The organism is Mesorhizobium kamtschaticum (genome assembly GCF_056174585.1).
Genome location: NZ_CM149691.1, coordinates 3,661,614 through 3,685,745, shown reverse-complemented (window position 1 = coordinate 3,685,745; position 24,132 = coordinate 3,661,614). Strand labels below are relative to the sequence as shown.

The following is a 24,132-nucleotide window of genomic DNA, read 5'->3' as shown; positions in this document are numbered from 1 at the left end:
GCAATCTGCAGCAAAACCAGAGAAGAAACAGTTACCGGACGCGACCCTCACCAACCTGCCGGCCTCAGGCCTGAAGCCAGGCCTTGTCGAAATAGGTCTCTCCCGTCGGGTGCATCCGGCGGCCCTGCAGGGCCGTGGCCGAGTGGCAAAACAGCTTGCGCCAGAAGGGCTGGATGAGGACGCCCGAATCCTGGAGTATCTTTTCGGCCTTGCCGATCAGATCGCGCCGCGCAGCCGGATCGGCGACCGACAATGCCTTGGTGACGATGTCGTCGAACGCCTTGTCGGAGAACGAACTCTCGTTCCATGCCTCGCCCGTCCGGTAGGCGATGGCCAGTGTCTGAACGCCGAGCGGGCGCATCGACCAGACCGTCAGCGAGAACGGATATTTGGTCCAGTCGTTCCAGAACGTCGATCCCGGCAGCACGGTGCGTTTGACCTTGAATCCTGCTTCGCGCAGTTGTGCGGCGATCGCGTCGCCGGTGTTCTTGTGCCACTCCTCGTCGAGCGAGATCAGCTCATGTTCAAAATCCGCCTGGCCGGCCTCAGCCATCAAGGCCCTGGCCTGCGTCAGGTCGCGGGCGACCGGCGGCAGTTTGGCGTAGTCGGGCTGGATGGGACAGACATGGTGGTTCTCGGCCGCTGAACCGAGCCCGGCATAGCCGAGCAGAAGCACGGCGGAGTTGTCGACCGCCAATTGCAGCGCCCGGCGCACCCGCGCGTCGTCGTAAGGCTTGGCCAGCACCGAGGTGCGCGCCACGATCGTGCCCGCCGTCAGGATTTCGGATTTCTGCAAGCCAAGCCCGTCCATCACCGCGACCATGTCGCCCGTCGTCTCGTAGTTGGTGTGGATCTCGCCCGACTCGAAGGCACTGACCAATGCCGACGGATCCGATCCGTAGTCGATGAACTCGATGCCATCGAGATAGACCTCGCCGCCCCACCAGGAGCCCTTCTCGCGACGCTTGAAGACGGCTTTCTGGCCGACCTCGTAGGACGCGAGTTCGAACGGCCCGGTGCCGACGGGATTGGCGATGAGATTTCCGCCCGACTTATCGTAGTCACGGTGGACGATCAGAGCCGGATAATCCGAAAGGCTGGGGATGATCGAGATGTCGGAAGCCGCCAGTTGCAGGCGCACCGTATGGTCGTCCACCTTGGTGACGACGCCATCACGCAGCTTGCCGGTCTTGTCGTCGATCAGCGCGCCCATGCGCCCGGCCATGGAGTTGCCGGCAGCGTTCTTCTCGCACCAGCGCGCGATGTTGAACGTGACGTCATCGGCGTTGAAATCGTCGCCATTGGTCCATTTCACGCCCTTGCGCAGGTGAAGGACATAGTCGGTCGCGTCCGCATTGACCTCCCAGCGCTCCAGGAGCATCGGCTCGAAGGTGAAGTCGGCCGTGTATTTGACCAGCGTTTCCAGGAACTGGCGCCCGGCATTGCCGAGTTCCGCCTCGTCGAACGTGCGCGGATCCTTCATCCCCTTGACCGCCGTGGCAACTTTCAGGACGCCACCCTTCACCGGCTCCCCGGCGCGTGCCGCCGTCGGCGCGGACACGCCTATCAACGCGTAAGATGCGGCCGTGGACAGGCCGAAGGCGCTGGCGATCGCCAGGAACTCGCGACGGTCAAGTCGCCCGGCTCGCGCCTCGTCGGCGAAGGCCGTCACCTTCGCCCTCGCCTGCCAATTATTTCCTTCGCTTATCGACATCTGATGTCCTCCTCCCTTAACCCCTCAGGCCGAGAGCCGGTCGCAATATCCATAGACCGACAGCCTCTCGACGCCGGTTTCCGTGATCAGCACCTGCTCCTCGAGCTTCACCCCCTCGCCGCCGTCTTCATGACCGATGAAGCTCTCGACGCAGACCGTCATCCCGGGCACGAACACCTCATTGTCGTCATTGCCGACATCGTCCCAGTCGGAGGCGTGCGCGATGATCGGGTACTCGCCGGTCATGCCGCAGCCATGCAGCACGGAGAGGTAACGGTGCTTCTGATAGGCGCCGGGGATCAGCCAGGCGCTTTCGGCAAACTCGCGAAAACCGAGCCCTGGGCGCAGCAGATTGACGTTTCTCTCGATCTGCTCCTGGGCAAGTCCGTAAAGTGTCCGCTGCGCCGCCGAGGCCCTGTTGTCGCCGGTCAGGAAGGTGCGCGAGAAGTCGCTGTAATAGCCATAGCAGCCGACCGCATCGGTATCGAAGGCGACGAGATCGCCGGCCTGGATGACCTTGTTTGAGGTTTCCTGGAACCAGGGATTGGTGTGCGCGCCGGAGGTCAAGAGCCGCGTCTCGATATAGTCGCCGCCACCGGCGATCAGCTTGCGGTGCAGCACCGACCAGAGCTCGTTCTCGGTGACACCGGGAACCAGCGCCGCCTCCATCTCGCGCACGGCGGCCTCGGTGAGGCGCAAGGAGGCGCGGATCATGTCGACTTCGCCTGATACCTTGAGGCCCCGCGCCTTTTCGACGGGGATCTGGGCGTCGATGATGTCGAAGCCGGCCGCGGCCAGCGCCAGCATGGCGCCGGTCGTCGTCGCCTCGACGCCGATGCGGCGGCCGTTGACGCCATGACTTGCGACCAGTTCCTCGATGTCGGCGACGAATTCCCTGAGATGGCCGACATGCTTGTGGCCGGAATGCAGCGGCATGATCGGCCGCGCCGGCCGGATCTCGTCGACGGTCGGGCGGTTCTCGGCCAGATGCTCGCAGGCGCGATACTCGAACAGCACCACCGGCCCGACCACCGGGATGAACACATAACGCGCCGGATTGCGCGCAGAGTAGACCTGCATGTTGCGCACACCGGTGGCATAGCGGATGTTGACCGGATCGAAGAGCAGCACGGCCGAGAGATTGTGGGCGGCGGCCTGCTGGCGCACGCGGTCCAGCCGAAGCATCTCGACGCTGCGCACTTGCTCGAGCGACAGCGTGGCGAATGTCTCGGCAGCGGCGTGAACCAGGCTCGGCATGGCAACCCTCCCGGCGGATGCAGACTGCACCCACCGCAATGAATTCTGATCATATGATGCGGCCCCGGAACGCCGTCCTGGACAGGTCGGATTCAAACGCGAGGCTTTGTTACGCAGGCAAATTGCGCTCGAGGGTGAACGAATTCCAATTGATTATTCCTCGGCAAATCATTCTAAATTCTCATATGACCTATCTCGACCGACGGCATTACCAGTTGTTGATCGCCGTGCGCCGGCACGGCCAGCTCAGCGCCGCCGCCACGTCGCTTGGCCTGACGCAGCCGGCGGCCAGCCACCAGATCCGGGAAGCCGAGCGCCGGCTTGGCATTCGCCTGTTCGACCGGGTGGGGCGGGGCATCAGGTTGACGGAGGCAGCCGAGCGATTGCTGGAAGCCGCCGTCTATGCCGAGGACACGCTGAAGACCGCGGAGGCCGACGCCATCCAACTGCATCGCGGCACATCACCGGTGTTGCGCATAGCCGTCGGCCATTACGACCATGTCCATTGGCTGCCGGCGGTCGCTGCCGCCCTGAGCAAGGAGCACGGCACGCTTAAGCTCGAATTCGTCAGGCTGGCAAACCACGACCTGCAGTCCGCAATCATCGCCGGAAGTGCCGACCTTTTCCTGTCGCCGGGCAGCCCGGAACTGGAAAACCTGCCGTCGATGCCGTTGTTCCAGGACAGGCTGGTCGGCGTCGTGCCGAGTTCCACCCAGACAAGCGCACCCTTGGCAGCCGAGTTCTTCAGGAAGCAAAGCTACCTGGCCTTCTCATACCATCCGGCGCACGGCTTCGAATACGAACGCTACTTCAGCCCGGCCGGCGTCTTGCCGAAGGAGATCGTTCGCATCGAGTCGACGAGCGCGATCATCGAACTTGTCGCCGCGGGCTTTGGGGCGAGCATCCTGCCCGCCTGGTGCGTCCCGCCAGACGCGGCGTTGCGCGGCATCACGCTTTGCGATCTCGCGCCGCAACCCGTGCATGTCACCTGGCATGTCTTCGGCAGGTCGAAACTCATGGAAGGCAATGTGAGCATAATGAACACATTCGCCGCGGCCATCAGCTCCGCCGCGAAGTGACGGTCACGGCGACCACATCGCCCCCGCCGAAGACTTGGCCGGCTGCCCTGGCTTGTCGAAGGGACCGCTTCGTTCGCAGCCGAGCAACGCCAGTGCGGCCACGAGGATGAGGGTACGAATAATCACACGATGCAGCATGCGTACGGTGAGAGAGATAAAACGCGTAGGCAATTCTGTCTGCGGTGGCTCCGTCGGCAATGCAGAGATCGACGGGAGGGTTCGTCCACTACGTGAGTGAGGACATCGCCGCCAACGAGTCCATGTAGTCACGCCACCCCACAATCTTCCGATCTTCAATCGTGACAACCGAGATGAAACGATTTTCGTAGAGTTTTCCGGAGCCGATTGCGTTGCCCTGAACTTCATACTCGAGGATGACGACGCCGGGGGTCTGGGAAATGTTCACCACGAGCGCGCCTGCGCCATGCAACACCATACCCTCTCCATAGCCCGCATACAGAGCCATGAGGGCTTCACGACCCACGAGCTTTGTTGGCCAGCCACGAAATCGATACCGAAACTCGAACACCGCATCGGGAGCGACCGCGTCGAAGTAGTGATCACCGTCGACAAGGCCTGCCATGCCCTGCATGACAATCTCGAAGAAAGGATCGAGGGCGGAAAACGCAGCATAGGCAGGATCACGCATCGCACTGCTCCGTGTTCGCAACACCAATCCTAACCGCACGTGCTGTCCCGCGGCGATGGATCGCGGCACTACAGCAGGTCCGACATGATTGCCCTGGTATTGTCGCTCAATCCGTGGCGAGCGTCACGGAGAACCGATGGACTTGAGGTAGGCGATGATATCCGCACGGTCCGACGCCTTGGACACTGAGATCGTCATTGTCGTGCCTGGGATTGCCTTGGTGGGCGCTGTCAAGAAGCCATCGAGTGTCTGTTCGTCCCAGGGTTTGGCGTAGGAGATCATTGCTTTCGAATAGTGGAAGTTCGGCGCCGTCCCCGCCTGACGTCCAAATACGCCAGCCAACCCTGGCCCGACCTTGTTCTGGCCGGTTGCGGCGTGACACGCCGCGCAACGGCTGAACAGCGTTTTTCCGTGGTCGGCGTTTCCCTCGGCGGCAGCTGTAGAAACGATGGCTATCGACAGCGCGAGAGCGAGCGACAAGGGATGGGACATTGCTAGTCTCCTGCGGGTTGCTTCAAGCCGATTTCAATTGCTCGGTGTCGATCGGCAGTTTGCGCAGCCGTATGCCCGTGGCGGCGAAGATGGCGTTGGTCACTGCTGGAACGATGGCCGAAGTTCCGGCCTCGCCCATTCCGCCCGGAGGCTCCGTACTCCCCACGATGTGTACCTCGACCGCCGGCGCTTCGTTCATGCGAAGGATCTGGTAGGTGTCGAAATTGCTTTGCTCGACACGTCCGTCCTTGAGGGTGATCTCGCCGTAGAGCGCCGCCGTAACGCCGAACATGATCGCTCCCTGAATCTGCGCCCGGACCGTATCGGGATTGATGGCGGTGCCGCAATCGACAGCGCACACGACGCGCCGGACACGAACCGTGCCGTCCCTCGACACCTCGACTTCGGCAATCTGCGCCATGTAGGTGGCGAAGACGGACTGCAGGGAGACGCCACGGCCAACCCGCTCAGGCAAGGGTTTTCCCCAGCCGGCCTTTTGCGCGGCCAGTTCAAGGACGGCCTTGGCACGCGGCGCCTTGTCGAGCAGCGCCAATCGATAGGCGACGGGATCCTGCCTGGCCGCAGCCGCCAATTCGTCCATGAAGCTTTCGGTCACGAAGACGTTGTGCGACGGTCCGACGCTGCGCCAGAAGGCAGTCGGAATGCCGGCAGGCTCCACCTGCAGATACTCGACATGCGTATTCGCCAGACCATAGGTGAGATTGATCGCACCATCGGTGGTGTCGGGGTCGAGGCCATTGTTGAACGCAGGCGGCAGCCATCGCGCGATGATCGACGAGCCCGCGAAACGATGGTTCCAGGCGATCGGCTCTCCCTTCACGTCGAGACCGGCAGAAATCCGGTCGAAGAAACAGGGCCGATACATATCGTGCTGGATATCTTCCTCACGAAGTCCAGACGACCTTCACAGGACCGTCGACATGACGCGCGATCTCGACGGCGCGCGTGACGCCATCGACCTCCAGGCGGCGCCCGAAGCCACCACCGATCAAATGATTGTGGACGACGACCTTGTCCAAGGGCAGGCCAGCAGCTTTCGCCGCTGCCGCCTGAACCCGGGAAAGGACCTGGTTGCCGACCCAGATTTCGCAGCCATCCTTGCGGACATGGGCCGTGCAGTTCATCGGCTCCATGGCAGCATGCGCGAGGAACGGAACCTGGTAAATCGCCTCGACCTTGGTGACGGCACCCGACAGGGCGGTGTCGACATCGCCGACATTCTCGGCAACCGGCCCGGCATTGAGCGTCGCCCTTTCGAGCTCGCCCACGATCGCGGCGGTGTCGAGCTTGGCGTGCGGACCATTATCCCATTCGATGACCAGGGCCTCCAGCCCTTTCTTCGCAGCGCCCATATGATCGGCCACGACCGCGACGGCGTCGTCGAGCCGCACGATCTGACGCACGCCCTTGACCGCCTTGGCTGCTGCGTCATCCACGCTCTTCACACGACCGCCGAAAACCGGTGATTGCACAAGCGTGGCGATCTTCACGCTCGGCGGCCGGGCGTCGATGCCATAGATGGCCGTCCCGTTGACCTTGGCCGGTGTGTCCAGACGCTTGGCCGGCGTGCCGATAAGCCTGAAATCCGCCGGTCGCTTGAGTACCACGGTTTCGGGAGCAGGAAGGGGTATGCGGGCGGCGTCAGCGGCAAGGTCACCGTATTCGACATGTCTGCCCGTCGGCGTGTGAACCACTTCACCGCCTTGCGCGCCGCAGGATGCCGGATCGACATTCCAGCGCTTTGCAGCAGCCTGCATCAGCATGGTCCTGGCGGTTGCACCGGCTTCGCGCATAGGCTGCCACGCCGCGCGTATCGCGTTCGAGTTGCCGGTTGCCTGTATCCCGCCCAGCAACGGATTTCCGTAGAGCTTTTCGTTGGGCGGCGCATGTTCCAGCCGCACGTGTTTCAAATCCACCTCCAACTCCTCGGCGATCAGCATCGGGATGGCGGTGTAGGTGCCCTGGCCCATCTCGACATAGGGCATGGTCAGGACGATCTGCCCGTCGCTTGGGATATGGATGAACGCGTTGGGGGTGAAACCTTCGGCATCGGCTGCCTGAGCGTCACCGTTTCCGAACGGCAGGCTCAAGCTCAGCATCAGGCCGCCGCCAGCGGCCGCTCCTGCCTGTAGAAACCTGCGCCGCGAGAGACCGTCCGGCGACCGATCCGTGGCAGCGCCTTCGGAAATCAGCTTGTGGAGCGTCATCGTCAGCCTCCCTGCCCGTTCGATTGCGCGGCCTGCTTGATCGCTTCGCGGATGCGTACATAAGTCCCGCAGCGGCAGATATTGCCGGACATCGCGTCGTCGATGTCGGCATCAGTCGGATGCGGGTTGCCGGCAATGAGCGCCGAAGCCGACATGATCTGGCCGGACTGGCAGTAGCCGCATTGAACGACCTCGCGGTCGAGCCAGGCCTTCTGGATTTGGGCGCCCGCCGCCGTAGCGCCGATTGCCTCGATCGTCGTGACCGCGGATGTGCCGATGCTGTCGACCGAAGTGATGCAGGAACGGGTGGCGACACCGTCAACATGGACCGTGCAGGCGCCGCAGAGCGCCGCGCCGCAACCGAATTTCGTCCCGGTCATGCCGAGCACGTCGCGCAACACCCACAACAGCGGGATGTCACCGTCGACATCAACCGTCCGGTCGACGCCGTTGACCTTGATTGTAAGGGCCATAGTTTCCTCCATGTCATGCGCGTGCGGAAGTTCAGTGCGCGCGAATTCACCCCCAGCCCTTGTTGTGCCGGGCAGCTTTTTGATCTGGGGATTGCGATCGAGAACGCCGTGACCAGGTGCCGGAAGAACCGGCCGGCGACAGAGAGCCCGTCAGGTCATGAGTCCGCTGGTTCAAGATGACCGATATTGTATCGGCGGGCGGGCACAGCCGCTGAAAGCTTCTCCAGCGACATCGCACGGCGTGCCGTCTCAAATGCATCCCACTGAGCCTTTTCGGCCAAGGATGGAATCGTGACGATCTCTCCCTGGTCGAGACCGGCAAGGGCAGCATCGACCATATCCTCCGCCGACATCACGATCTTGCTCGGCAGGTTGCGGATCGGAAGTCCGGCAATATCCCAGAATTCCGTCGCCGTCGTCCCGGGCAGGACTGCCTGGATGCGCACGCCCTTATCCGCCAGTTCATGATGTAGTGATTGGCTGAGAGCCAGAACGAAGGCTTTGCTGGCGCCGTAGACTCCGTTCAGTGTTTCCGGCGAAATCGCCACGATCGAGGCGATATTGACGATTGTGCCACCGCCTCGCGTGACGAAGCCGGGCGCCGCAGCGTAAGTCAGCCGGGTAAGCGCGCTGACATTGAGGCGGATCATCTGATCCATCTTCTCGACATCCGAACCAAGCAGCGGTGTCGTTGCGCCGACGCCGGCATTGTTCACCAGCATGGCAATGCCCGCATCCGAACGCAGGACCTCCTCGATCCGGGCCAGATCTGTCTTGTCGTTGAGATCGGCCGCGATCATCTCGACCGATCGGCCTGTCTCGTCTTTCAGGCGTTGGGCCAACACCGCGAGCCGGCTCCCGTTACGGGCAACGATGATCAGGTCATGACCGCGTCTGGCCAGACGGTCGGCGTAGACCGCGCCGATGCCTGAGGAGGCGCCGGTAATCAGCGCCGTCCCCTTGCTTTCAGTGACGCTCATGTTTCGTCTCCCTTGTGGGCCAGCCGGCCGTCGGCGTATGCTTAGGCAGAGACTAGGCTTGTGACGGCGCGGCTCAAATGTCATATAACCGACGTTTCAGGACATTGTGGGAGGGTCCCCATGCAACGCATCGGCTTCGTGGTCTCCCCTGGCTTCCGGGTCATGAGCTTTGCCGTGGCCTCGGCTTTCGAATTTGCCAATTTCGAGGTGGGTGAGCCGGCCTATGAGGTGCACCTGCTGTCCGAGACCGGCGGGTCGGTCCGCACCTCGCTCGGCATGAGCGTTGCTACGGAAAAGTTTGGCGACGCGACTTTCGATACGTTGATTTTTGGCCGCGGTACTGAAGCGCCGACACCGGGCCTGATCGAATTTGCACGGCAGGCTCCGACGCGATGCCGTCGGGTGGCTGCGACCTGCCTCGGCGCGTTCATTCTCGCTGAAGCCGGTCTGCTCGACGGCCGTCGCGCGACCACGCACTGGAACCGCGCGCGCGACTTGCAGGCCCGGTTCCCGAACGTGAAGGTCGATGACGACCGCATCTTTATCATCGACGGCCAGGTATGGACCTCGGCCGGGATGACCGCCGGGATCGACCTGGCGCTGGCCATGGTCGAACAGGATCTGGGCGCGGATGTCGCTCGTGCGGTTGCCAGGCATCTGGTCGTCTACCACCGGCGCGCCGGTGGTCAGTCGCAGTATTCGGCCCTGTTGGCGTTGGAGCCCAAGTCCGACCGTATCCAGAATGCCTTGGCATATGCCAGGCGCAATCTCGACACGCCGCTGACGGTTGGGCAGCTAGCGGACGCGGCGCATCTCAGCCCACGCCAGTTCAGCCGCGCCTTCCGCGCTGAAACAGGCCAGTCACCAGCCAAGGCGGTCGAGAATTTGCGGATCGAAGCCGCCCGGCTGATGATGGAGCAGAGCCGCCACTCCATCGACGTCATCGCCCGGCAAACGGGCTTCGCCGATCGCGACCGAATGCGCCGCGCCTTCCTGCGTGCCTTCGGGCAACCACCTCAGGTGATCCGACGGAACGCGCGCGCGGAGCTGGCAGCCTGAGAGCAGGCGCCTCTCGGTCATCCGCCGCGAATTGACCGTCACGGCGACCACACCACATGCGCCGAGGACTTCGCCGGCTGGTCGGGCTTGCCGAAAGGGCTGCTTCGTTCGCAGCCGAGCAGCGCCAGTGCGGCCACGAGGATGAGGGTACGAATAATCACACGATGCATTGGATGTCCTTCGATGAGGCTCAAGGCCGTCAACCAGAGCTGCCAGATGAAGAACCAGGCAATTGAAATGGCCTCCATGGCCGGGCGCTCCTGGTGGTTTGGGTTTCGGCAATCGCCGCTTCAGAGGCCGCTACTTCAGCTGCGCGACAAGCGCATCCGCTCCCTTGTCGACACCGGCCTGCGCGGCGGCCAGCGGTTGCATGCTGGCCTTGATGTTGATCGGGCTCGGATATTGCTTGGTGACGAAGGCCTTCAGCAGGCGGTTGGTCCCGGCGTCGAAGATCTCGACGGCGTAGAGGACGGAGCCGGTCAGCGACCCTTCGCGGTCGCGCGCGGTCTGCACGGTGTTGTAGACGCCGCCGGCGATGTCGAAGCGTGAGAGCGTACCGAGAACCGGCGTGTTGGCCTTGGCGCCGGTCAGCGTCAGCCGCACGCGCAACGTGTTCGGCCCCGGCTTGCCGGTGAGCGTGAAGCGGCTCTTCAGCCTCTCGGTAAAGCGGTCCTGCATGTAGCTGGCGATCGCGGCCCTGTCGCTCGCCGGCATCTTGCCGAACTGCCCGTCGGCGCCGCGATAGATGACGACGGGATCGACGATGACGCTGCTGTATTGTTTCCAGTCGACAGCGGTCGAATAGCTGTAAGGGACCCGTCCGGTTGCGTCGCGCGGATTGGGAGCAAGTTCGGCCGCCGACGACAATCCCGAATAGGCGATCGGATCGGCGCTGACGCAGCCCTGGACCGCCACGCAGAGGCAGCCGATGGTAAGGAAATTTCTGAAGATCTTGTGCATTTTCAATGTCCTGCTGCGAGCAAAAGCGTGATGACGGTGACCGGGCAGAGGCTCGCCGGCACGCACAGCATCACGCGGGCGGTGCGAAACCATGCATGCCGGCGCGACGACCTGTGCGCTGCATGGATGAGGAGCTTCGATGCAAGGTGCAGCAGCGGCAGCAAGGCGAGGATCGCCGCCAGCACCAGCAGCGCCTGTGGCCGATAGTCCGACAGCGCCGGGCCAGGGACCGCTGCGTGGACGCGGCCGAACAATCGCATCGCCAAGAGGGCCGTCATCAGGTCGACGAGGCATAGGGCAAGGCCGGTGGCCACCAATGGCGAAAAACGGAATGCCAAGGGCCGCCCGGCGGTCAGCGGACGAGGATTGCCAAACGCCGTCTGGTGTCGGATCTCGCGATCGACAGATGTCAGCAGGGCCGTGTCAGGTCCATGCGTTGGAAATGGTCCGCCGGAAACCTTCAGCCTAGCCAGTTGCCCGTTGTTTGCGGGCCATCCCGCGCCGCCCTTCGTCCCCGGCCGAACCATATCTGCACCCCTCGCTCTTGCGTTGGGTGTTCGTATAGCAGCCAAAAAAGGAATTTACAAACCGTCTAGTCGGTTTTTTTATTCGCCGCCCGACTGGAAGCGGAAGGCTCCTTTGCGGCGGCAGGCCACTGGGCGTTGTCGAGGAGGCGGTCGAACAGGCGCTCCAGATCCGCTTCCGACAGCGAGCAGATGCCCATCATTGTCGACAAAGCGAGGCCTTTGGCCGCGAACAGGCGAAGCGTCGCCAGATCGGGATCCGCCGCCTCGGCTCGAATGGCCTCGACCTTCCCGGCATCCGTCTCCCGCAGGCCGGAAAGCAGTGCCGGGTTTTCCGCTAGCGCGCCGAGCAGGCCGAAGGCCACCGAATGCGGTTCGGAGACGGCCTTGCGCTGCACCGAGATCTGCGCCGCCAGTTGCGGCTCGTTGCCGTCTGCGCCGGCCGCGGCCAGATAGTCTCTGGAAAAATTCTCGAAGAACTCGACCTGGTTTTCCAGCAGCGTCTTCAGCACCGCTTCCTTGGTGCGGAACTGGTGCATCACGCCCCCCTTCGACAGGCCGCCCTCGCGGGCGATGGCGTCCAGCGTCAACCGGCCCGGCCCATCGCGCGCGATGATGGCGAGCGCCGCCTGAATAATGGCATTTCGGGATCGTTCGGAACGGGAGACATTGTCCATGGTGGCTTCCTGCGGCATTTGCGGCGGCGGGCAGCGACAAGGCCTCCGCCCCCACGAGATAGACCTGAATCGCGGCAGAAACAATCCGCCCGGTCTGTTTATCATGCGTTGGTTCCCCCTCGCTTCGTCATCCACGGGCGGAGCAAGGAGCGTAACGACGCGGCGCAGACCCGAGGATCCATGCCGCGTCCTGGAAGCACTGCTGCGGTGCAGAATTCTGCTCTCGCTGCACCCTTCGACCAAAGCCCCGGCATGGATCCTCGGGTCTTCGCGACGCCGCTTCGCGGCTGCTGCGCCCGTGGATGACGAAGTCGAGGAGCCCCCTCCCCGTCTTTCGATTGGCCGGCAAGAACCGGAGTTTAGCGCTCCTCCGATCGTCCTAATGCTGCCCCCAGGTCATCGGCGACACCGATGCCCCCGCCAAACACAAAAGGAACCTCCCAATGACCAAGCAAGAAGACAACAAGGCCGTCGTCGTCAGATGGTTCACCGACTTCTGGGCGAAACCTGCGATCTGTCGGTGGTCGACGACATCGCAGCACCCGACATGCTGCTCAGATACTCCTTGCACGAGCCGCGCCGGGGCCGCGACGACATCAAGGCCTTCATGACCGATTTCCGCGCCGCCTTCCCGGATCTCAACTTCTGGGCCACCGCCGATCTCATCGCCGAGGGCAACTATGTCGTCGGCCAATGGGAGGGCGGCGGCACCCATACCGGCCCGGCCTTCGGCGATTTCCTCGCCGGCTCGCTGCCCGCCGCCACCGGCCGCGCCATGCGCTTCACCGGCACCACCGTGCTGAAGGTGATCGACGGCCGGATCGTCGAGGAGATCGGCCTCGACGACGGCGTCGCCGCACTCACCCAGCTCGGCCTGATCAAGACCGCCTGATTTACAGGGGCCATCGCCGACCAGGCGATGGCCCTTCGATTGCGAAGCGGCAATGGCATCGTCAATACTTATGCATTGAACGGCGACATCTTCGTCAACGATTCCTTGATGAAAAAGGAAGAATTATAGATATCTAATATTTGGGGCTTTTCTATATTCTAAAGTGAAACTGAATAGTAATACTTCATCGCCAAAAATGCCGTGAATAATCCTTCGGGCAGCTGGCGGGATGTCCTTCGATGAGTATGCGTACCGGGCAGCGGGACGGCGATCGCCGCCCCTTTGCCATTTTTGACCTGGACATCGCGGCGACCAGGAGCGGCTGGCTGCTGACCGCCCTGTGCCTGGCCTACGCGCTGGCCGCGCTTTGCCTGCAACCGGGCCGCTATTTGTACCTGGCGCAATCCTACGCCCAGCCATTCGTCTTCTTCCTGCCGGCGCTTCTTGCCGCCGGCCTCGGCGTGGTGGCGCTGACATTTGCCCGGCAAAGCCCGACACGGTTCATGCTCGATATGTTGAGGCAGCGCTGGCAGGCCGCCGCACCGGTGATCCTCCTGTTCTTTCTCGGCATCGTCGCCTTCACCACCTTCAAGATCGCCATCCCGGAGATCGTTCCCTTCTATGCCGACCGCTTGCTGGCAGAGCTTGACCTCGGGCTGCATGGCGCCGACCCCTGGATATGGACGCACAGCGTCGTTCCCGAACCAGTCTCGGCGGCTATTTTTATCGGCTACGGATATGGCTGGCACGTGCAATGGTTCGGCACGTTGCTGTTCGTCGCCTTCTGGAACAACCCGGTAGGACGTTTGCGTTATCTCTGGGCGCTCGCGCTGACCACGATCCTGTGCGGCACCGTCCTGGCCATGGCGCTGTCGTCCACCGGCCCGATATTTCATGACCAGTTCTACGGCGGCGATCGGTTTGCCGCATTGCAGACCGCGCTCGCGCAGAACGGCTACGCCGCGCCGGTCCAGACCTATGCCAACTATCTGCTTACAGCCTACGCAAGCGGCCGCCCCGAACTCGGCGGCGGCATCTCCGCCATGCCAAGCATGCATGTCGCCTTCGTAACGCTCAACGCGTTCTTCCTGAGCGGTTTCGGCCGCCGCTGGGCCATCGTCGGCTGGTCCTTTGCAGCATTCATCCTGTTCGGCTCGGTCTACACCGGCTGGCACTATGCCGTTGATGGCTACGTTTCGATCCTTGTCGTGTCCGTGCTCTGGTATCTGACCGGCCGTTTCGTTCTGCCGCAGGCGAGCCGCGACACCGTCGCGATCGGACTGCCGCTGCCCGAACCGGCATCGCCATGACCAGGCATGGCTGAGCGCCATGCCGCCACGACCTTTCGGGAGAGTGCCAGGCGACATAAGGTGCCGCCTGGCCTCATTGCTTGCTGAGCCTACTGGCTCGGCGCCATCGCGTGTTCGCAGGACACTTTTGGGTTCATGTCGGCGAATGTGCCGGTCGGGTTGCCCTTCCAGGCCCAGACATGCAGCTCGTAGAATTCACCCAGGCCGTAGCGGTTCGGCGCGCTGTTGAAGTTGAACAGCTGTCCGTCGAGCGACGCCGGGCCTTTCGAGGTGATGTACTCGACCGCCACCAGCTTAAGCCGGCCGTCGGCCATCGGCTCGTACATCACGGCCTCGGGACGGGCGATGTCGATCTTGTCGTCCTTCAGATACTGGCCGTTGACGTAGTGGGTGCCCATGGCGCCGCCGGTGATGCCGCTGGCGCAGGGAATGGGCGCATAGCCCTCGGCTGTCGCCGCCTTGACGTCGAGAAACCGGCTGTTGGCGGCCCGCACCTTGTCGGTCAGTGGATTGGGGCCGGACGCGGCTTCAGCCGCTTCCTGATGCGCCTGCGCGATGGGGGCGCAGACGGCCAGTATGGCCCCGGCCATGACGAGCCTGTTGCGAAGATTTGATTTCATATCCATTCCATTCTTCTTGAAAAAGCACAGCGGGCCGGCCGCCGAAAATACGGCGGCCCGGCAGGCAAGCGCCGTGGCTGTTGTTGCTTGGAGATCCCGAAATCGATGTGACGAGCGCCGGGAAGGATCATCCCTTCGGCAGATACGGGATCGTTCCGGCCAGATCGGTGTCGTCGATCAGCTGGAAACGGCTGTCGCTGCCGCCCTGACGCGCCGAAACGAAAGGCGCGTAGGCCGGATCGTTGGTGAAGGCACGCGCCGCCGCTTCCGACGGGAACGCCATCAAGGCGATCAGCGTGGTATCGAGCGGCTTGCCTTCAAGCGTCTTCACATTGCCGCTGCGCGACAGATATTTGCCGCCATGCTTGTGGACGATGTCGTGCACCGATGCGGCGTAGGCCGGCACCCATTTCGGGTCTTTCATCTTGATGTCGGCGATTACGTAAGCAGTCATGGTCGTCTCCTGGTTGCGGCGCACAGGGGTATCCCGTGCAACCGGCCAGAGGGCTCGCATGGCGGGACCCTCGCCAACCAGTCCGCGATCTGTACTGGGGTGGTACAGTTTCCGTACTGGCCGCTTCCTTCACGAGGGCCTAATGTTCGGCCCGGTTTCGAGGGAGGAACGCCAATCATGACCCAGCACGGATACAAGCAGTTCTGCCCGCTATCGATGGCCGCCGAGGTGCTGTGCACCCGCTGGACGATGGTGCTGATGCGCGAATTGGTGGCCGGTTCGACCCGCTTCAACGACCTGCGCCGCGGCGTGCCAAAGATGTCGCCGACCCTTCTGTCGCAACGGCTGAAGGAGCTCGAGCTGGCGGGGATCGTCGAGCGCAAGGCGGTGCCTGGCGAGAAAGGGATCTTCGACTATCGGCTGACCGAGGCCGGCCGAGATTTGCGCCCCGTCGTCGAGGCGATGGGGTTCTGGGGGCAGAAATGGGTCGAGTCCCGGCTGTCGCTCAAGAACCTCGATCCGTCGCTGCTGATGTGGGACATGCGGCGCAATCTGAACCCCTCGCCGCTCCCCGAAGGGCGCACGGTGATACAATTCCTGTATCAGGATCTCCCGGCATCCAAACGCTCGTGGTGGCTGATCGTCGAAAAGCACGGCGAGGTCGATTTGTGCTGGTACGATCCCGGCTTCGATGTCGACCTCTACGTCTCGACCGACCTGCACACGATGACGGCGATCTGGATGGGATTGCTGACCGTCGAGAAGGCCGGCGCAAAGGTTGCCCTGACCGGCGACCAGGCTATCGGCAAGCAGATGCAGACCTGGCTCGGGCTCAGCCCGTTCGCGGTGGAGCCCAAACGCGCGGCGTAGGAGAGCCCGTACGCGTCGCGAAAGCGTTCAGCTTTTCCCAGTCGTTGCGACGCGGCTTAGGCACGCTTGCGACCCCTGTCATTCGTAAGGTGATAGGGTTGCACGAGGACTTCGGCAGGAATGTTCCATTCCTTGTTCAGCTTGAAGACCATATCCAGTGTCAGAGCCCGCTTCCTGTTCAGCACCTCGGTTGCCCGAGGCGATGATCCGATCACCTCAGCCAGAGCCTTTCGCGACAGGCTGAACAGTTGCATGTGCGAATGAATGGCTTCAATGGGATCGGGGGCTTCAATCGGGTAGTGCTTGTCCTCATAAGCCTCGATCAGAGTTGCAAGAACGTCGAAGCGATCACCGTCGAGAGAGCCGACCTCCGGTTCATTCTCGAAATATTTGGTGATTTCGGCGATCGCCCAATCGTAATCGGCTTCGGTCTTAATGGGTCGAATGTTTTCCATCACACCTTCTCCGGATCAATCTTGTCATACTCTTTGTGTGTCCCGACGAATTTGATCAGGACCCGGTGAAATCTGTAGGCCACGTGGACAATCAAGCGGTACTTGTTGCCGCCAATGTCGAAAATGACACGATTGTCACCCACGAAATCGGCTGTCGCTCCAAACGCATCCTTGATGTCTGCCGGGGTCTTCCAATCGGCATTGCTGACAGCCACATACCAAGCCGTCAAAGGAGCTTCGGCCTGATTGTGTTTGGCCCAAAAATCCTTCAGCGCTTTCTTGGCGATGATCTGCATGGCCTGATATAGCAACTTCCCAAATTGGGAACAAGAGGAAGTTTCCCAATCTGGGAAGGACCCGTGCGAGGCATCCTGACAGTTGTCAGGAAACGGGTGGCGAGACCGTCTTCCAGCGGCTTCAATGCAGCATGTTCATCACCCTGGCCAGAGATCTGAAATCCACGCCGCTGCCGGTCACCGACGATCCACGCTGGGCGCGCATCGTCGCGCGCGACAAATCGGCCGACGGCGAGTTCTGGTATTCGGTGGCGACGACCGGCGTCTATTGCCGGCCCTCCTGCCCGTCGCGGCGCGCCAACCCCGGGAATGTGCAACTGCACGACACGCTGGCTCAGGCGAAGGCGACCGGCTTTCGCGCCTGCCGGCGCTGCAACCCGGATGGCCCCTCGCTGGAGGCCGGCAATGCCGCGATGGTCGCCGATGCTTGCCGCAGGATCGAGCAGAGCGAGGAGGAACCCTCGCTCGCTGAACTGGCTGATGCCGCCGGCCGCAGCGCCGGCTATTTCCACCGCGTCTTCAAGGCGATCACCGGCCTAACGCCGAAGGACTATGCCGCCGCGCACCGCGCCGCCCGGGTCCGCCAAGGTCTCGAAGACGGCGCCAGCGTGACAACGGCGATCTACGATGCCGGCTTCAATTCGAGCGGGCGTTTCTACGAGAAATCGACCGGCATGCTCGGCATGACGCCGACGCGCTATCGCGCCGGCGGCGCCAACGAGGACATCCGCTTCGCCGTCGGCGAATCCTCGCTCGGCACCATTCTGGTCGCGTCGAGCCAAAAGGGCGTCGCCTCGATCCTGCTCGGCGACGATCCCGACGCCCTGGTGCGCGACCTGCAGGACCGTTTCCCTAGGGCGAGGCTGATCGGCGGCGACCGCGACTACGAGGCGCTGGTCGCCGGCGTCGTCGGCTTCGTCGAGGCTCCACGGCTCGGTCTCGACCTGCCGCTCGACGTGCGCGGCACCGCCTTCCAGCAGCGCGTCTGGCAGGCCTTGCAGGACATCCCGGTCGGCAGCACGGTGTCCTATGCCGGGATCGCTGAACGCATCGGCGCGCCCAAGGCCACCCGCGCCATCGCCGCCGCCTGCGCCGCCAACAATCTTGCGGTCGCCATCCCTTGCCACCGCGTGATCAGGAAGGATGGCGCCCTGTCCGGCTATGCCTGGGGCGCCGAGCGCAAGCGCGGGCTGCTCGACCGCGAGGCGGGATCCGACAATGCCCACCGGTCTTCGCGGGGCTGACGAGGACCAGCGATGCGCACGATGGCAAGGTCTTCCACCGCCGGTGCGAACAGCCAGATCGCCAACGGTGTAGCTGTCAACGCGAAGTCACAGGTCTTGGCCGCCATCGGCGAACTGGTCGATGATGGCAAGGCCGAGTGGAGCCGCACCGCGAGTGGCGAGGTTGAGCTGCGGCTGTTGTCCGGCGAGGTTTTCCTGCTGGGCGAAGTGTCCGTCACGCGTGTCGCATGAACGTCGCGTTGGTTCCTTGACGGGTTTTGACCGTTCGAAGGCAAGTCGCCCGCCTTCGAGATTGGCTGAAACCTCACGCCCGTCGTCATCCACGGGCGGAGCAAGGAGCGTAGCGACGCAGCGCAGACCCGAGGATCCATGCCGCGACTTCTGGGCGCTGCTACGGTGCAAAATTCTGCTCCGCTGCACTCCACGGCAAAGGTCACCGAATGGATCCCGGGGTCTCCGCGACGGAGCTTCGCTCCTGCTTCGCCCTGGGATGACGAAGGTTGGGGAGGCTTCGGCTGATCTCCCCCACGGAAAGCGAATTTGAAAGCAAGCACCGGAGTGAGCGCCAACCGGCACGCGGTTAGGGTTCAGGCACAGACAAAGGAGTGAAGGCAATGAACCTGATGCAAACTCACATAACGACGGCACACGCCGCTCTCGACACCATCACCTACGCCATCGGTGAATCCTCCATCGGCAACATCCTGGCGGCGCGCAGCCCCATTGGCGTCTGCGCCATCCTGATCGGCTCCGACGCCGACACACTGGAGCAGGACCTCTCCAACCGCTTCCCCGGCAAGATGCTGATCGAAGACAAAAACGCGTTGCGCGGCGATCTCGCCGCAATCGCCCGCTTCATAGAAACGCCCAGCGCCAACCTCGACCTGCCGCTCGACATGAGCCACGGCACGCCGTTCCAGCAGCGTGTGTGGGACGCACTGCGCGCCATCCCGTGCGGCGTCACCATCACCTACACCGCGCTTGCCCGGCGGCTTGGCCAACCGAACGGCGCCCGCGCCGTGGCAACCGCCTGTGCCGCCAACGCCATCGCGCTCGGCATCCCCTGCCACCGCTTGGTCCGCGCCGACGGCACGCTGTCGGGCTACCGCTGGGGCATCGAACGCAAGCGCGCCTTGCTGGACAAGGAGGCGGCGATATGAACGCCCATGCCAGGGTTGCCGCATCGGTGGTGGAAGCCGCCGAGACACGCATCGCCGCTTACGACTGGCCGGCGCTGACCACCGAACTCGACGGTTTCGGCTGCGCGGTGATGGAAAAGCTGCTCTCACCGCAGGAGTGCCGGCAGATCGCCGGCCTCTACCCCGAGGAAAAACATTTCCGCAGTCATATCCACATGGCCAGGCATGGTTTCGGCAAGGGCGAATACCGCTATTTCCGCTATCCCTTGCCGGACCTCATCGGCGGGTTGCGCAGCGCGCTTTATCCCCGGCTGGCCGAGGTCGCCAACCGGTGGAACGAGCGCATGGGTATCGCTTTGCGCTACCCCGCGACGCATCCAGCGTTTCTCGACCAGTGCCATGGCGCCGGCCAGGTCAGGCCGACGCCGCTTTTGCTGCAATATGTGCCCGGTGACTTCAACTGCCTGCATCAGGACCTTTATGGCGACCTCGCCTTTCCGTTGCAGGTGGCGGTCCTGCTCTCCGAGCCGGGCGAGGATTTCACCGGCGGCGAATTCGCCCTGACCGAGCAGCGCCCGCGCATGCAGAGCCGGGTGGAAGTGGTGCCGCTGCGCCAGGGCGATGCGGTGGCCTTCGCCGTCCATAACCGGCCGGTGCAGGGAACCAAGGGCAACTACCGCGTCAATCTGCGCCACGGCGTCAGCCGCCTGCGCTCAGGCATGCGCCACACGGTCGGCATTATTTTTCACGATGCGAAGTGAGGTGCCGGCTCACGTCTCCCAATAGGGCGGATCGCCAAAAGCTTCGCGTAGCCATGTGGCGAGCGCGCGCAGTTTGGCGGATCCGCGCCTGTCCTCGGGACAGGCGATATAAATGGTGGCTCCTTCAGGCTCGGCGCCGACATCGATGACAGTCAATCGCTTGTCGGCGATCTCGGTCCGGATGAAATAGGCGGGGAGCAGCGCCAGGCCGAGGCCGGCAAGCGCGGCGTCGCGCATCAGAATCCCGTTGTTGACGCGCAGCGCGGTTTCCGGGCGGATCGTCACCAGCCGCCGCGCAACCTTGAACCGCCAGTCGGCGGCCCCCCGGATGGAATAGATGATGCCCTTGTGGCGTTTCAGGTCGTCGGTGGTCGCGGGCAATCCAAAGCGCTCGATATAGTCCGGTGAAGCCACCAGGAAGCGACGGCTGGAAGCCAGCTTCCTGACGATGACAGGTCCGTCATCGACGACCGGCCCGTGACGCACAATGGCATCGTAGCCATCGGCCACCACGCTGACGAAACGATCGTCGACATCAAGCGTCAGTTCGATCCCCGGGTGCCTGGCCAGGAAGCCATACAGCGCCGGGCCAAGATGGAGGATGCCGAAACTGGTCGGCGCCGATATTCTGAGCGGTCCAGCGAGTTCGCCGCGATGTTCGGCGATCTCGGCGCTGGCATCGGCCACCTCCTGCATGATGCGCTTGGCGCGCTCGTAAAAACCTCGCCCCGCTGCGGTGATCGAGAGCTTGCGGGTGGTGCGGTCGAGTAGCCTTGCGCCAAGGCTGCGCTCAAGCTCCGACAGCCGCTCGCTGATGACGGACTTGGACAGGTTCATGCGCCTGGCCGCTTCGGTGATCGAACCGGATTCCGCGACGGCGACAAAAGCGGCGGCGGATTCAAGCTTCAGCATTGTTCGGTTTTCCCGAATTCACAATCAGGCGACCGGTGCCTGACGAAATCAAGGGCATGGTGCCATAGTCGAAAAGACCGCGATATGGCGGCGGCAGAATAAAAGCTCGGGGTAGTGCATCATGTTTCGTCTTTTGGTTATCGTGCTTGGTCTGCTGTCACTCGCCGCTCCGGCCTTTGCAGGCGTGACCCCGTTTCCGACCGGCTTCAAGACGCAGTCGATCGAGACCAACGGCACCAAGCTTTATGTGCGCGTCGGCGGACAGGGACCGGCTGTCGTGCTGCTGCACGGCTTCGCCGATACCGGCGACATGTGGGCGCGGGCCGCGATAAAGCTGATGAAGGATCACACGGTGATCGTGCCGGACCTGCGCGGCATGGGCCTTTCTGCGCATCCAGACAGCGGCTACACCAAGAAGAACCAGGCGGCCGACATCGCCGGCGTGATGGATGCGCTGAAGATCGAGAAGGCCGACCTGGTGACGCACGACATCGGCAACATGGTCGGCTATGCGCTGGCCGCGCAATATCCCAAGCGCATCACGAAATGGGTCGTCATCGACGCACCGCTGCCGGGCATAGGTGACTGGGAGAAGATCAAGCAAAGCCCGCTGCTCTGGCACTTCAACTTCCGCGGCCCCGACATGGAGCGGCTGGTCGCGGGCCGCGAGCGCATCTACCTCGACCGCTTCTACAACGAACTGTCGGCCGACCCGAAGAAGATCGACGAGGCGACGCGTGTCCACTATGCAAAACTCTATGCACGGCCGCATGCCATGCATGACGCCTTCGAACAGTTCAAGGCATTCGACCAGGACGCCATCGACAACCCTGCAATGCTTTCCACCGGCGGCAAACTGGCCATGCCGGTGCTGGCAGTCGGCGCGGAGAAATCGGCAGGCACGACACAGGCCGACACCCTGCGTTTCGTCGCGGCGGACGTGACGGGAGCCATAGTGCCCGCATCCGGCCATTGGATCATGGAGGAAAACCCCGACGCCACGGTCAAGCTCATCACCGATTTCCTCTCCAGGTAACAACCGCCCGACGCGATCACTTCGGGCCTGCTGAACCGATCTCGTGAAAGTGGCCGCCGTTATTCTGGCGGCTGCCGACTCGGTGAAACGAACCTGTCATCCATCGGCAGCCACCATCTCCAGTATCCAGGGGCACGCATAATAGTCGGCAATGCGGTCGATGACGCCGCCCTCGGCATGGACCCGCACGAGATAGGCCGGCCGCCAGACCTCGTTTTGCCGCCTGTCGACAACCAGAACGTCCTCACCTTCCACCACGCCTGGCCGCATGCGCCAGGGCTCGCCTTGCTCATACTCGACAAAATAGGGCGAGCGGGAGAGCAGGCCATTGTAGCAGTCCGAAACCCGCAGCCGGGCATCGGCGCTGGTCAGCGCCCGCACCCCGTCCCAATCCCTGGCATTGAAGAGTTCGACATAGCGGCTAAGCAGCCGCTCCAGGTCCGGGTCATGCGCGGGTACCGCGACCGGTTGCGCTGGCAGGGCGGCGAGCTTGGCGCGGCCACGATTGAGCGCCGACTTGACGCCGCCCGATGTCGAGCCGACCAGGTCGGCGATCTCGTCCAGTGAATGATCGAGGACATCCTTGAGCAGCACGCAGGCGCGCTCCTTCGGCGGCAGGTGCACCACCAGCCGCTCGATGGCGCGGCCGGCGCCCGGACCAGCGGGCTCGACGGGCAGCACGATCTCATCACTGGCATAGCCTGCTTCGGCCTTGAGCCGCGTGCGGCGGCTGCGGATGAAGTCGATGCACCTGTTATGGGCGATGCGGAACAGCCATGGCCGCAGCGCCTGTGCATCGTCGAGCAGCCCGATCTTGCGATAGGCCTCGAACAGCGCCTCCTGCATGATGTCTTCACCGTCGAGGGCGGAGCCGGTCATGCGCGCGCAATAGCGGTGGAGGCGGACACGCAAATGCGAGACCGTCTCCAGGAACGCCCTGTAGCGCAGGTCGAACAAGCCTTCGGGGTCGAGGCGCGGCTCAAAGCCTTGCCTCGCTTCGGGGGATTTGCGGATCTGCTGGTTCATCGCGGCACGTCGCTCGGCGTTGCCACAGCATCGCGCAAGCGGCGCGCATCCACAAGCCGGCCCATGGTCAGGCCGCTCTGTTGTCGGCGACGTTGTCGCCAGCAACCGGCAGACCCAGCCTCGGTCGCAGCCAGGCGGCGAAGCGACCGATCGCGTCATCGGCTTCCGGCGCCCGGCCGGCCATCATCTGGAAGGAGTGCAGCATGCCGTCGAAGACGTCGAGCCGCGTCTCGACCCAGCCTGCCGCGCACGCTCGGCGAACATGCGGCTTTCGTCGACCAGCGTCTCGTCGGCGCCGGCCTGCAGGAAGACGGGCGGAAAGCCGGAGAGGTCGGCGTAGAGCGCGCTGACCTCCGGATCGAGCCGGTCGCTGTCGCCGATAAAATTGGTCACCAGCCAGTCGACGGACTCCCTGGCGAAGGCTGGATCCTTCTCGCGGTTGGTCTCGTAACTGGCGCCGGTCAGCGCCATGTCGAACCAGCCGGAGATGATCAGCGTGGCGGCCGGCAGCGGCCGGCCCTGGGCACGCAGCCGCTGCAGGACGCCATAGCTCAGCACCGCGCCGCAGGAATCGCCGGCAATCGCGATCCGCCTGGTGTCGAAGCCCTGGTCGACGAGCCAGTTCCAGGCCGCCATCGCCGCCTCGGTCTGGCCGGATGCTTGGCCTGATGCGCCAGCGGATAGTTATAGAGCAAGGCCCGGCAGCCGACGGCCTTGGCCAGATGGCCGACCAGCTTGCGGTGGGTGTAGATCGAACCGCCGAGGAAGCCGCCGCCATGCGCGTAAAACAGTGCCCCCTCCTCGTCCGCGCCCTTTGGCACGACCCATAGCGCCGGCACACCGCCGGTATCGACCTCGATATAGTCGACGCCGCCGGGTTCGCCGGTCAGCGCCGTCCAGCTGGTGTCGTTGAAATCGATCATCGCCTGCGGACTGTTGAACTTGCCGGCATTGGCGACGATCGCCGCATAGTGGTTCCTGTTCGCCTCGCTCTCGATACTCGCCATGATAAGTCTCCCGGGGTT

General features: G+C 63.3%; 25 protein-coding genes and 3 pseudogenes. 10 read left to right on the top strand and 18 right to left on the bottom strand.

Annotated elements, in window-relative coordinates:
* Window positions 1-64: 64 nt before the first annotated feature.
* A complete protein-coding gene (locus AC0V7N_RS18215) occupies window positions 65-1,714 on the bottom strand; it encodes an ABC transporter substrate-binding protein (protein ID WP_475460025.1) in 1,650 nt (549 codons plus the stop codon).
* 24 nt (window positions 1,715-1,738) lie between these two features.
* Window positions 1,739-2,971 carry a M24 family metallopeptidase gene (locus AC0V7N_RS18210; protein ID WP_475460023.1) on the bottom strand — a complete coding sequence of 411 codons (1,233 nt, stop codon included), beginning with the start codon at window positions 2,969-2,971 and terminating at the stop codon, window positions 1,739-1,741.
* 185 nt (window positions 2,972-3,156) lie between these two features.
* Between AC0V7N_RS18210 and AC0V7N_RS18205 the strand changes: the two genes are divergently transcribed.
* Window positions 3,157-4,050, top strand: a complete 894-nt coding sequence (locus AC0V7N_RS18205) for a LysR family transcriptional regulator (RefSeq protein ID WP_475460021.1) — start codon at window positions 3,157-3,159, stop codon at window positions 4,048-4,050.
* Window positions 4,051-4,276: 226 nt separating this feature from the next.
* Here AC0V7N_RS18205 and AC0V7N_RS18200 read toward each other — a convergent pair whose 3' ends face one another.
* From AC0V7N_RS18200 to AC0V7N_RS18180, 5 genes and pseudogenes are all read right to left on the bottom strand, one after another.
* A complete protein-coding gene (locus tag AC0V7N_RS18200; RefSeq protein WP_475460018.1) occupies window positions 4,277-4,699 on the bottom strand; it encodes a nuclear transport factor 2 family protein in 423 nt (140 codons plus the stop codon).
* Window positions 4,700-4,822: 123 nt separating this feature from the next.
* A complete protein-coding gene (locus AC0V7N_RS18195) occupies window positions 4,823-5,179 on the bottom strand; it encodes a c-type cytochrome (protein WP_496627172.1) in 357 nt (118 codons plus the stop codon).
* A 34-nt stretch (window positions 5,180-5,213) separates the two neighbouring features.
* Window positions 5,214-7,419, bottom strand: a pseudogene (locus AC0V7N_RS18190) (xanthine dehydrogenase family protein molybdopterin-binding subunit).
* A 2-nt stretch (window positions 7,420-7,421) separates the two neighbouring features.
* Complete coding sequence (locus AC0V7N_RS18185) at window positions 7,422-7,892, bottom strand: (2Fe-2S)-binding protein (RefSeq protein WP_475460010.1); 471 nt, start codon at window positions 7,890-7,892, stop codon at window positions 7,422-7,424.
* Between the two features lie 155 nt (window positions 7,893-8,047).
* On the bottom strand, window positions 8,048-8,872 hold the full coding sequence (locus tag AC0V7N_RS18180; RefSeq protein WP_496627171.1) for an SDR family NAD(P)-dependent oxidoreductase: 825 nt from the start codon (window positions 8,870-8,872) through the stop codon (window positions 8,048-8,050).
* A 120-nt stretch (window positions 8,873-8,992) separates the two neighbouring features.
* Here AC0V7N_RS18180 and AC0V7N_RS18175 point away from each other — a divergent pair, with 120 nt between their 5' ends.
* Complete coding sequence (locus AC0V7N_RS18175) at window positions 8,993-9,931, top strand: GlxA family transcriptional regulator (protein ID WP_475460005.1); 939 nt, start codon at window positions 8,993-8,995, stop codon at window positions 9,929-9,931.
* 38 nt (window positions 9,932-9,969) lie between these two features.
* Here the strand turns inward: AC0V7N_RS18175 and AC0V7N_RS18170 are convergent, their stop codons facing one another.
* From AC0V7N_RS18170 to AC0V7N_RS18155, 4 genes are all read right to left on the bottom strand, one after another.
* Window positions 9,970-10,179, bottom strand: coding sequence for a hypothetical protein (locus tag AC0V7N_RS18170; protein ID WP_475460003.1), 210 nt, complete (start codon window positions 10,177-10,179; stop codon window positions 9,970-9,972).
* A 52-nt stretch (window positions 10,180-10,231) separates the two neighbouring features.
* Entirely contained in the window at window positions 10,232-10,891 is a 660-nt protein-coding gene (locus AC0V7N_RS18165) for a DUF3313 domain-containing protein (RefSeq protein ID WP_475460000.1), read from the bottom strand.
* A 2-nt stretch (window positions 10,892-10,893) separates the two neighbouring features.
* Window positions 10,894-11,229: a hypothetical protein gene (locus AC0V7N_RS18160; RefSeq protein ID WP_475459997.1), complete on the bottom strand. Its 336-nt coding sequence runs from the start codon at window positions 11,227-11,229 to the stop codon at window positions 10,894-10,896.
* 254 nt (window positions 11,230-11,483) lie between these two features.
* Window positions 11,484-12,092 carry a TetR family transcriptional regulator gene (locus AC0V7N_RS18155; RefSeq protein WP_496627170.1) on the bottom strand — a complete coding sequence of 203 codons (609 nt, stop codon included), beginning with the start codon at window positions 12,090-12,092 and terminating at the stop codon, window positions 11,484-11,486.
* Window positions 12,093-12,535: 443 nt separating this feature from the next.
* Between AC0V7N_RS18155 and AC0V7N_RS18150 the strand changes: the two are divergent.
* Window positions 12,536-12,984: pseudogene (locus AC0V7N_RS18150) on the top strand (ester cyclase).
* 239 nt (window positions 12,985-13,223) lie between these two features.
* A complete protein-coding gene (locus AC0V7N_RS18145; RefSeq protein ID WP_475459991.1) occupies window positions 13,224-14,294 on the top strand; it encodes a phosphatase PAP2 family protein in 1,071 nt (356 codons plus the stop codon).
* Window positions 14,295-14,383: 89 nt separating this feature from the next.
* Here the strand turns inward: AC0V7N_RS18145 and AC0V7N_RS18140 are convergent, their stop codons facing one another.
* Together AC0V7N_RS18140 and AC0V7N_RS18135 are read right to left on the bottom strand one after the other, a co-directional pair.
* The gene (locus tag AC0V7N_RS18140) at window positions 14,384-14,920 is read right to left on the bottom strand and encodes a hypothetical protein (RefSeq protein WP_475459989.1); all 537 of its coding nucleotides are present in this window, start codon (window positions 14,918-14,920) and stop codon (window positions 14,384-14,386) included.
* Between the two features lie 121 nt (window positions 14,921-15,041).
* Window positions 15,042-15,368: a DUF1330 domain-containing protein gene (locus AC0V7N_RS18135; protein ID WP_044550660.1), complete on the bottom strand. Its 327-nt coding sequence runs from the start codon at window positions 15,366-15,368 to the stop codon at window positions 15,042-15,044.
* A gap of 177 nt (window positions 15,369-15,545) precedes the next feature.
* Here AC0V7N_RS18135 and AC0V7N_RS18130 point away from each other — a divergent pair, with 177 nt between their 5' ends.
* A complete protein-coding gene (locus AC0V7N_RS18130; RefSeq protein ID WP_496627169.1) occupies window positions 15,546-16,238 on the top strand; it encodes a winged helix-turn-helix transcriptional regulator in 693 nt (230 codons plus the stop codon).
* Window positions 16,239-16,294: 56 nt separating this feature from the next.
* Here AC0V7N_RS18130 and AC0V7N_RS18125 read toward each other — a convergent pair whose 3' ends face one another.
* Together AC0V7N_RS18125 and AC0V7N_RS18120 are read right to left on the bottom strand one after the other, a co-directional pair.
* Window positions 16,295-16,693 (bottom strand): helix-turn-helix domain-containing protein, encoded by a 399-nt coding sequence (locus tag AC0V7N_RS18125; RefSeq protein WP_475459986.1) that lies wholly within the window; start codon window positions 16,691-16,693, stop codon window positions 16,295-16,297.
* On the bottom strand, window positions 16,693-16,989 hold the full coding sequence (locus AC0V7N_RS18120; protein WP_475459984.1) for a type II toxin-antitoxin system HigB family toxin: 297 nt from the start codon (window positions 16,987-16,989) through the stop codon (window positions 16,693-16,695). The genes AC0V7N_RS18125 and AC0V7N_RS18120 overlap by 1 nt, the downstream gene beginning before the upstream one ends.
* A 131-nt stretch (window positions 16,990-17,120) precedes the next feature.
* On the opposite strand from AC0V7N_RS18120, the gene ada reads away from it, so the two are divergent.
* The 4 genes from ada to AC0V7N_RS18100 all read left to right on the top strand — a co-directional run bounded on the left by ada (window position 17,121) and on the right by AC0V7N_RS18100 (window position 20,133).
* A complete protein-coding gene (ada, locus tag AC0V7N_RS18115) occupies window positions 17,121-18,233 on the top strand; it encodes a bifunctional DNA-binding transcriptional regulator/O6-methylguanine-DNA methyltransferase Ada (RefSeq protein WP_475459982.1) in 1,113 nt (370 codons plus the stop codon).
* 12 nt (window positions 18,234-18,245) lie between these two features.
* Window positions 18,246-18,464 carry a hypothetical protein gene (locus tag AC0V7N_RS18110; RefSeq protein ID WP_496627168.1) on the top strand — a complete coding sequence of 73 codons (219 nt, stop codon included), beginning with the start codon at window positions 18,246-18,248 and terminating at the stop codon, window positions 18,462-18,464.
* Window positions 18,465-18,847: 383 nt separating this feature from the next.
* On the top strand, window positions 18,848-19,393 hold the full coding sequence (locus AC0V7N_RS18105) for a methylated-DNA--[protein]-cysteine S-methyltransferase (protein ID WP_475459977.1): 546 nt from the start codon (window positions 18,848-18,850) through the stop codon (window positions 19,391-19,393).
* Complete coding sequence (locus AC0V7N_RS18100) at window positions 19,390-20,133, top strand: 2OG-Fe(II) oxygenase (protein ID WP_475459974.1); 744 nt, start codon at window positions 19,390-19,392, stop codon at window positions 20,131-20,133. The genes AC0V7N_RS18105 and AC0V7N_RS18100 overlap by 4 nt, the downstream gene beginning before the upstream one ends.
* Window positions 20,134-20,142: 9 nt before the next feature.
* On the opposite strand, the gene AC0V7N_RS18095 is transcribed toward AC0V7N_RS18100, so the two are convergent.
* The gene (locus tag AC0V7N_RS18095) at window positions 20,143-21,045 is read right to left on the bottom strand and encodes a LysR family transcriptional regulator (RefSeq protein WP_475459971.1); all 903 of its coding nucleotides are present in this window, start codon (window positions 21,043-21,045) and stop codon (window positions 20,143-20,145) included.
* A 121-nt stretch (window positions 21,046-21,166) separates the two neighbouring features.
* Here AC0V7N_RS18095 and AC0V7N_RS18090 point away from each other — a divergent pair, with 121 nt between their 5' ends.
* Window positions 21,167-22,081 carry an alpha/beta fold hydrolase gene (locus tag AC0V7N_RS18090; protein WP_475459968.1) on the top strand — a complete coding sequence of 305 codons (915 nt, stop codon included), beginning with the start codon at window positions 21,167-21,169 and terminating at the stop codon, window positions 22,079-22,081.
* A gap of 96 nt (window positions 22,082-22,177) precedes the next feature.
* Here AC0V7N_RS18090 and AC0V7N_RS18085 read toward each other — a convergent pair whose 3' ends face one another.
* The gene (locus AC0V7N_RS18085) at window positions 22,178-23,107 is read right to left on the bottom strand and encodes a sigma-70 family RNA polymerase sigma factor (RefSeq protein ID WP_475459965.1); all 930 of its coding nucleotides are present in this window, start codon (window positions 23,105-23,107) and stop codon (window positions 22,178-22,180) included.
* 183 nt (window positions 23,108-23,290) lie between these two features.
* Window positions 23,291-24,030: pseudogene (locus AC0V7N_RS18080) on the bottom strand (alpha/beta hydrolase).
* Between the last annotated feature and the right edge of the window lie 102 nt (window positions 24,031-24,132).

Bases quoted from the DNA above. Each gene is read 5' to 3' on its own strand.
- AC0V7N_RS18215 (WP_475460025.1), bottom strand. From the start codon at position 1,714: ATGTCGATAAGCGAAGGAAATAATTGGCAGGCGAGGGCGAAGGTGACG.
- AC0V7N_RS18210 (WP_475460023.1), bottom strand. From the start codon at position 2,971: ATGCCGAGCCTGGTTCACGCCGCTGCCGAGACATTCGCCACGCTGTCG.
- AC0V7N_RS18205 (WP_475460021.1), top strand. From the start codon at position 3,157: ATGACCTATCTCGACCGACGGCATTACCAGTTGTTGATCGCCGTGCGC.
- AC0V7N_RS18200 (WP_475460018.1), bottom strand. From the start codon at position 4,699: ATGCGTGATCCTGCCTATGCTGCGTTTTCCGCCCTCGATCCTTTCTTC.
- AC0V7N_RS18185 (WP_475460010.1), bottom strand. From the start codon at position 7,892: ATGGCCCTTACAATCAAGGTCAACGGCGTCGACCGGACGGTTGATGTC.
- AC0V7N_RS18180 (WP_496627171.1), bottom strand. From the start codon at position 8,872: ATGAGCGTCACTGAAAGCAAGGGGACGGCGCTGATTACCGGCGCCTCC.
- AC0V7N_RS18175 (WP_475460005.1), top strand. From the start codon at position 8,993: ATGCAACGCATCGGCTTCGTGGTCTCCCCTGGCTTCCGGGTCATGAGC.
- AC0V7N_RS18170 (WP_475460003.1), bottom strand. From the start codon at position 10,179: ATGGAGGCCATTTCAATTGCCTGGTTCTTCATCTGGCAGCTCTGGTTG.
- AC0V7N_RS18165 (WP_475460000.1), bottom strand. From the start codon at position 10,891: ATGCACAAGATCTTCAGAAATTTCCTTACCATCGGCTGCCTCTGCGTG.
- AC0V7N_RS18155 (WP_496627170.1), bottom strand. From the start codon at position 12,092: ATGGACAATGTCTCCCGTTCCGAACGATCCCGAAATGCCATTATTCAG.
- AC0V7N_RS18145 (WP_475459991.1), top strand. From the start codon at position 13,224: ATGAGTATGCGTACCGGGCAGCGGGACGGCGATCGCCGCCCCTTTGCC.
- AC0V7N_RS18140 (WP_475459989.1), bottom strand. From the start codon at position 14,920: ATGGATATGAAATCAAATCTTCGCAACAGGCTCGTCATGGCCGGGGCC.
- AC0V7N_RS18135 (WP_044550660.1), bottom strand. From the start codon at position 15,368: ATGACTGCTTACGTAATCGCCGACATCAAGATGAAAGACCCGAAATGG.
- AC0V7N_RS18130 (WP_496627169.1), top strand. From the start codon at position 15,546: ATGACCCAGCACGGATACAAGCAGTTCTGCCCGCTATCGATGGCCGCC.
- AC0V7N_RS18125 (WP_475459986.1), bottom strand. From the start codon at position 16,693: ATGGAAAACATTCGACCCATTAAGACCGAAGCCGATTACGATTGGGCG.
- AC0V7N_RS18120 (WP_475459984.1), bottom strand. From the start codon at position 16,989: ATGCAGATCATCGCCAAGAAAGCGCTGAAGGATTTTTGGGCCAAACAC.
- ada (WP_475459982.1), top strand. From the start codon at position 17,121: ATGTTCATCACCCTGGCCAGAGATCTGAAATCCACGCCGCTGCCGGTC.
- AC0V7N_RS18110 (WP_496627168.1), top strand. From the start codon at position 18,246: ATGCGCACGATGGCAAGGTCTTCCACCGCCGGTGCGAACAGCCAGATC.
- AC0V7N_RS18105 (WP_475459977.1), top strand. From the start codon at position 18,848: ATGAACCTGATGCAAACTCACATAACGACGGCACACGCCGCTCTCGAC.
- AC0V7N_RS18100 (WP_475459974.1), top strand. From the start codon at position 19,390: ATGAACGCCCATGCCAGGGTTGCCGCATCGGTGGTGGAAGCCGCCGAG.
- AC0V7N_RS18095 (WP_475459971.1), bottom strand. From the start codon at position 21,045: ATGCTGAAGCTTGAATCCGCCGCCGCTTTTGTCGCCGTCGCGGAATCC.
- AC0V7N_RS18090 (WP_475459968.1), top strand. From the start codon at position 21,167: ATGTTTCGTCTTTTGGTTATCGTGCTTGGTCTGCTGTCACTCGCCGCT.
- AC0V7N_RS18085 (WP_475459965.1), bottom strand. From the start codon at position 23,107: ATGAACCAGCAGATCCGCAAATCCCCCGAAGCGAGGCAAGGCTTTGAG.